Genomic DNA, 6,580 nt, shown 5'->3' on the forward strand with positions numbered 1-6,580 from the left:
CAGGAGCCGCCATGACTGATTTGCTGCCTCGTGTCATCCGTTCCGGCAAGCCCTCGCTGCTGTATGCCGTGATTGTGATCGGTACCGCCGCGGTACCTGCCAGCGCCAGCGATGTGCGCGAGATCGAACTGCGCCGTCTGATGGAGCCCACCCCCGCGGAACGCGCTCAGGAAGACCGCGGACAGATCTACATCTATGACGGCCTGCGAGATACCGATATCCAGCACGCGATGGATGAAGAATTCCACCGGATCGAGCACATGATGTTCATCCGTACGCACAAGACGGACCCGCACGGCGAGGTGAAACGTGATGCAAGCACCGGCGAAGCGCTCATCGAAGACGATGGCTGCTGAAGCGCTTGCGCCGATGGTGATGACCATGGGCCGGGGGCGCCGCGCCCCGGCGCATCGACAGAACTCGACAAAATCATGGGGAACCAGCGATGCGAAGACGCGCGAGCGCGGCACCTGGTCGGCGCGGTTATTGACTACTGTGGCAACCCAGACCGCCGGTCGGTCGGCGCGGTCGAGTCGATCGAAGCCGGTACGCGACCAGTTGCCGAGCGCGCCGAAGCGCTCGTTTGCCGACATGCCCATGACGAAGCGCAGTCGCCGCTGCTCGACCCAGGCATCGGGGTAGGTCTTGAGCACCCCGAGATCAGGCACCACCCGGTCGGCCATCTCCTTGAGGGCGACATCATCGAGGACGTCGAGGAGTCGGGTCAGGCCTAACACCAGCGCGATGTTGTACGGATGTTCGTCGTACGGGAAGCGCGCGAGGACGTCCGGCGTCAGCAGCCCAGCCTAACGTCATCCTATGGGCTGCAGCGAGGTGCCGATGCACTCGGCGCTGTTGCGCAGGATCGGCAACATCTGCTCCTCGCTCGTCAGCAGTTGGCTGCGCGGCGGGATGAGATTGACCATGCACTCCCAGAGAAAGGCCTCGGTGCGCAAGCGCGTGGCGAGCCTCACGACGAAGGCCTGCTCCCAGATGGTCGCTTTATCGTAAGAGGGTGTTTACCTAAGCGCCTCAGCGCTTCTTCGGCGGCATCAGGTCGGTGATCGTTCCGTGCGCCATCTCAGCAGCAAGTCCGATGGTCTCGTTCAGGGTCGGATGCGGATGGATGGTCATGCCAAGGTCTTCCATGTCGGCGCCCATCTCGAGTGCGAGCACGGTCTCGCCGATTAGCTCGCCGGCATTGGGGCCGACGATGCCAGCGCCGAGGATGCGCTTGGTCTCGGGATCAAACAACAGCTTGGTCAGGCCCTCGTCGCGGTGGATGCCGAGCGCGCGGCCACTGGCGGCCCAGGGGAAGACGCCCTTTTCGACCTCGATGCCCTGTGCTTGGGCCTCGGTCTCGGTGAGGCCCATCCAGGCCACCTCGGGATCGGTGTAGGCGACCGAGGGGATGGTCATCGGATCGAACAGCGCTGGCTCACCGGCGATGACCTCGGCGGCGACCTTGCCTTCGTGGGTGGCCTTGTGCGCGAGCATCGGGCCGCCGACCACGTCGCCGATCGCGAAGATGGTCGGCACATTGGTGCGCATGTGCTGATCGGTCTTGATGAAGCCGTGCTCGTCGACCTTGACCCCGGCGGCCTCGGCGTTGATCAGCTTACCGTTCGGACGCCGACCAATAGCGACCAAGACCTTGTCGTAGCTGGCCTCGCCGGGGTGCTTGCCCTCAAAGACCACGTCGATCGCCTTGGAGCTGGCCTTCATGGTCGCGACCTTGGTCTCGAGCCAGATGTTTTGGTAGCGTTTCTTGACCACCTTCTGCAGTGCGCGGACCAGATCCTTATCGGCACCCGGCATGAGCTGATCCTTCATCTCGACGACGTCGATCTTGGCGCCGAGCGCGGCATAGACGCTGGCCATCTCGAGGCCGATGATGCCACCGCCGACCACCAGCATCCGCTCCGGGATACCGTCGATCTCGAGTGCACCGGTTGAGTCCATCACCCGTGGATCATCGTGCGGGAAGCCAGGGATGCGGATCGGCGTGGAGCCGACGGCGATGATGCATTGATCGAAGCTGACGGCGACCTTGCCCTCGCGGCTGTCGACACCGATGCGGTTCGGGGTCTCGAAGCGGCCGGTGCCTTGTACCACCTCGACCTGGCGCTGCTTGGCCATGCCGGAGAGCCCCGTAGTGAGCTTCTTGACGACCTTGTTCTTGCCGGCGCGCATCTTGTCGAGATCGATCTCGGGCGCGGCGAAGGTGACGCCCATGGCGCCCATGGTCTTGGCCTCCTCGATGATCTGCGCGGTGTGCAGCAGCGCCTTCGAGGGGATACAGCCGACGTTGAGGCAGACGCCGCCGAGGGTGGGGTAGCGCTCGATCAGCACGGTGCGCAGGCCAAGATCGGCGGCGCGAAAGGCGGCGGTGTAGCCACCGGGGCCGGCGCCAAGGACAACGACCTGGGCGCTGATTTCTTTATTCGGAGCGGTATCGCTCATGGGGATTCTCGTTCGATTGTGCGTTTTCAGTGTCCAGCTGCTTTAGCTCCGCCCATGCGACTGCTTCTTCGTCGCGCAACCAATCTGTTGCTAGCGCGGTCTCGGAGAGTAGCGCTGTCTCTGAGGCTTGAGTTGAAGTCAACCGGCTCATTCAATCAGGCTACAACAACAGTCGTCGAATGTCGCTGAGTAGGCCAGCCAGCAAGGTTGTGAAACGCACGCCATCGGCGCCATCAACGACGCGATGATCATAGGACAGCGACAGCGGTAGCATCAGCCGCGGCTCGAAGGCCTCGCCATTCCAGACCGGCTTGGTCTCGGTGCGCGAGACGCCGAGGATGGCGACCTCGGGGGCGTTGACGATGGGCGTGAAGGCAGTGCCGCCGATGCCGCCAAGACTGGAGATGCTGAACACGCCGCCTTGCATATCGCCGGGCAGCAGCTTGCCCTCGCGCGCCTTGCCGCTCAGCGCCATCAGCTCGCGGGCGATCTCGAACAGGCCCTTCTTGTCGGCATCTCGAATCACTGGCACCACGAGTCCATTGGGTGTGTCGACGGCGACGCCGATGTGGGTGTAGTGCTTGAGGATCAGCTGCTCGCCATCGGCCGAGAGTGAGGCCTTGAGCGTTGGCATCTGCGCCAGTGCGCCGGCGACCGCCTTGACCAGGAACGGCATGAAGGTGAGCTTCACGCCAGCCTCCTCGGCGGCCTGCTTCTGGCCCTTGCGGAAGGCCTCGAGCTCGGTGATGTCGGCCTCGTCGAACTGGGTGACATGCGGCACCGAGAGCCAGGCGCGGTGAAGATGGGTGCCGCTGAGCTTCTTGATGCGCGAGAGGGGTTGCGTCTCGGTCGCACCGAACTTGCTGAAATCGACCTCGGGCGCAGCCGGCAACTGGAATGGCATGCCGCCGCTGGCAGCGGGAGGGCTTCCGGCCGATAGGGCCTTCTTGACATAGGCTTGGACGTCGTCCTTGAGGATGCGTCCCTTACGGCCGCTGCCCTTGACCTGCGCCAGGTCGACGCCGAGCTCGCGGGCGAAGCGCCGGATTGCTGGGCTGGCATGGGGGGTGCGTCCGCTGGCGATGGCCTGCATATCGGCCGGACGCGGCAGGATTGGGGCCTTGCGACGCTCGGCCTCACCAGGGGCTCGGCTTGCCGATGAAGCCTGACTGCCGTCAGAGACGGTGTCTGCTGCAGCTCGCGTTCGGTCGCCTTCGGGCCTTGCCGTGTCGGCGGGCGTTTGAGCGGACTCGTCCTCTTCGGCGGAAGGTGTCTTTGATCTCGCCTCAGCGGTCGGTTGAGCGACGCCCTTCAGCGTTAGCATCAGGTCGCCCTGATTGATCTTGTCGCCAGCCTGAATATGGACCGCCTCGACCGTCCCGGCGGACGGCGAGGGGATCTCCATGGTCGCCTTCTCGCTTTCGAGCGTGGCGATGGATTGATCGACCTCGATCTGATCCCCCGGGCTGACGAGAACCTCGATCACCGGAATGTCGCTGAAGTCACCGATGTCTGGCAGACGCACCTCAAGAGGCTTCTCGGTCCCAGCGGATGAAGCGCTGGCCGTCGAGCGTGCGGCCGAGTCGCCTGGGTCGCCCCCGGCCGCCGGCCCGGTTGCGATGGAGGTCGATGCTGGCGCGGGCCGGCTGACTTGCTCAGTGGACGTATCCTGCGCAGGCGCGGCCTTCTCGCCGGCGCCTGACGGCTCATCGTTGCTCGCGCCGCTGCCTTTTCCTGTGCCCTCTGAAGCCCCCTCGCGAGCGCCAGCCGCGGCGCTGGTTGCGACGCGCATCAGCAGTTGTCCTTGGGCGACGCGCTCACCGACCTTGACGGCGACCTCTTTGACCTCGCCGCCGAACGGGGCCGGGATCTCCATGGTCGCCTTGTCGCTCTCGAGCGTCAGCAGCGATTGCTCCGGCTCGATCTGGTCTCCTTCGGCGACGAGGATCTCGATGATCTCGACATCGGCGAAGTCACCGATGTCCGGAAGCAGAACGTCTTCTACCGTTGCCACGCTGCTGTCTCCTGTGACCAGTGAGCGAACCAGTGGGGGTCCCTATGGGGATGCGCGATGAGGGGATGCCGCAGGCGTTGTCCGACTGTCGGCGTCATTGGACGACCTTGCGTCGCATGACGCAGAGCGGTGCCATGCTGCATTGCATGAGTGCGGGAGGCGCTCATTGGGTCACCGGGTTTGGCTTGTCCGGATCGATCCGATACTTCTCGATCGCCTCGCGCACGCGCGACGTCGGGAACTTGCCCTCATCGGCCAGGGCCTTGAGTGCGGCGATCACCACATACCAGCGATTGACCTCGAAGAACTTGCGCAGCTGGCTGCGCATGTCGCTGCGGCCGAAACCGTCGGTGCCTAGGACGCTGTAACGGCGCGGCAGATAGGGCCGGATCTGATCGGCGTAAGCGCGGATATAGTCGGTTGCAGCGACGATCGGTCCCTCGCTGTCAGCGAGCTGTGCGGCCACATAGGCGGTGCGCGGTGGCTCTTCGGGGTGCAGCAGGTTCCAGCGATCGACATCAATGCCGTCGCGGCGCAGCTCGTTGAAGCTGGTGACGCTCCAGACATCGGCTGCAACGCCAAAGTCGCGCCCTAGCAGACCGGCGGCGGCCTCGACCTCGCGCAGGATTGTGCCGCTGCCGAGCAGTTGCACCGTCGGTGACGCCTCGTTAGCGTTTGTCTCCGTTGCCTCGGCCGGCGGCAGCCGATAGAGGCCGCGCCGAATCCCATCCTCGACGCCTTCGGGCATCGCCGGCTGCGGGTAGTTCTCGTTCATCACCGTGATGTAGTAGAAGCAGTTCTGCTTCTCGGCGTACATCCGGCGCAGACCGTCTTGCACGATTACAGCCAGCTCATAGGCATAGGCGGGGTCGTAGCTGACGCAGTTGGGAATGGTCGCGGCGGCCAGATGGCTGTGGCCGTCTTGGTGCTGCAGGCCTTCGCCGGCGAGGGTGGTACGTCCTGCGGTACCGCCGAGCAGGAAGCCGCGCGCCTGCATGTCGCCGGCGGCCCAGATCAGGTCGCCGACGCGCTGGAAGCCGAACATCGAGTAGTAGATGTAGAACGGGATCATCGCCTGACCATGATTGGCGTAGGCGGTGGCGGCGGCGATCCAGGACGACATCGCCCCGGCCTCGTTGATGCCTTCCTGCAGGATCTGACCGTTCTTCTCCTCGCGGTAATACATCACCTGGTCGGAATCGACCGGCTCGTAGAGCTGGCCGACGTGGGAGTAGATGCCGAGCTGGCGGAACATGCCCTCCATGCCGAAGGTGCGCGCCTCGTCTGGGACGATGGGGACGACCAGGTTGCCGATGGCCTTGTCGCGGATGATCATCGACATCAGCCGCACCATTGCCATGGTGGTCGACATCTCGCGATCGCCGCTGGATTCGAGCAGCTGCTTGAAGGCATCGAGTCCAGGGACCTCAAGCGCTGGGGCCTCATCGAATCGCGCTGGCAGCGGGCCACCCAGGGCCTCGCGACGCTCCTGGAGGTACTTCAGCTCGGGGCTGTCGGGCGCTGGTTTATAGAAGGGTGCGGCGCCGATCTGCTCGTCCGAGATCGGGATGTTGAAGCGGTCGCGGAAGGCCTTGAGGTTGGCCTCACCCATCTTCTTCTGCGAGTGGGTGATGTTCATGCCCTCGCCGGCGACACCCATGCCGTAGCCCTTGACCGTCTTGGCCAGGATCACCGTTGGCTGGCCCTCGGTGCGGAGCGCAGCGGCGTACGCGTTGTAGATCTTGACCGGGTCATGTCCGCCGCGGTTCAGGCGCCAGATGTCCTCGTCGGTCATGTTGGCGACCATGTCGGCAAGCTCGGGGTACTTGCCGAAGAAATGCTCGCGGGTGTAGGCGCCGCCCTTGGCCTTGTAGGCCTGGTAGTCGCCATCCACGCACTCTTCCATGCGCTTGAGCAAGAAGCCTTGGTTGTCGCGGGCTAGCAAGGGGTCCCAATAGCTGCCCCAGATCACCTTGATGACGTTCCAGCCGGCGCCACGGAAGACCGCCTCGAGCTCCTGGATGATCTTCCCGTTACCCCGTACCGGCCCGTCGAGGCGCTGCAGGTTGCAGTTGACCACGAACACCAGGTTGTCGAGGCCCT

At 64.4% G+C, this 6,580-nt stretch carries 6 protein-coding genes; 2 read left to right on the forward strand and 4 right to left on the reverse strand.

The features are described from left to right. The coding region (locus ACY693_RS12945) for a hypothetical protein (RefSeq protein ID WP_462322242.1) at window positions 1-356 on the forward strand (356 nt) is incomplete at its 5' end. Between the two features lie 75 nt (window positions 357-431). Beyond that, window positions 432-734, forward strand: a complete 303-nt coding sequence (locus tag ACY693_RS12950; RefSeq protein ID WP_462322243.1) for a hypothetical protein — start codon at window positions 432-434, stop codon at window positions 732-734. Between the two features lie 78 nt (window positions 735-812). On the opposite strand, the gene ACY693_RS12955 is transcribed toward ACY693_RS12950, so the two are convergent. The 4 genes from ACY693_RS12955 to aceE form a co-directional block, all read right to left on the reverse strand. After that, window positions 813-974, reverse strand: coding sequence for a hypothetical protein (locus ACY693_RS12955; RefSeq protein ID WP_462322244.1), 162 nt, complete (start codon window positions 972-974; stop codon window positions 813-815). 58 nt (window positions 975-1,032) lie between these two features. Next, on the reverse strand, window positions 1,033-2,463 hold the full coding sequence (lpdA, locus tag ACY693_RS12960; RefSeq protein WP_462322245.1) for a dihydrolipoyl dehydrogenase: 1,431 nt from the start codon (window positions 2,461-2,463) through the stop codon (window positions 1,033-1,035). A gap of 160 nt (window positions 2,464-2,623) precedes the next feature. Next, window positions 2,624-4,477, reverse strand: coding sequence for a dihydrolipoyllysine-residue acetyltransferase (aceF, locus tag ACY693_RS12965; protein WP_462322246.1), 1,854 nt, complete (start codon window positions 4,475-4,477; stop codon window positions 2,624-2,626). A 163-nt stretch (window positions 4,478-4,640) separates the two neighbouring features. Next, window positions 4,641-6,580, reverse strand: a 1,940-nt coding sequence (gene aceE, locus ACY693_RS12970) for a pyruvate dehydrogenase (acetyl-transferring), homodimeric type (RefSeq protein ID WP_462322247.1), incomplete at its 5' end; no start/stop codon positions are given.

This window comes from Halochromatium sp., from assembly GCF_054919635.1.

Bases quoted from the DNA above. Each gene is read 5' to 3' on its own strand.
- lpdA (WP_462322245.1), bottom strand. From the start codon at position 2,463: ATGAGCGATACCGCTCCGAATAAAGAAATCAGCGCCCAGGTCGTTGTC.
- ACY693_RS12950 (WP_462322243.1), top strand. From the start codon at position 432: ATGGGGAACCAGCGATGCGAAGACGCGCGAGCGCGGCACCTGGTCGGC.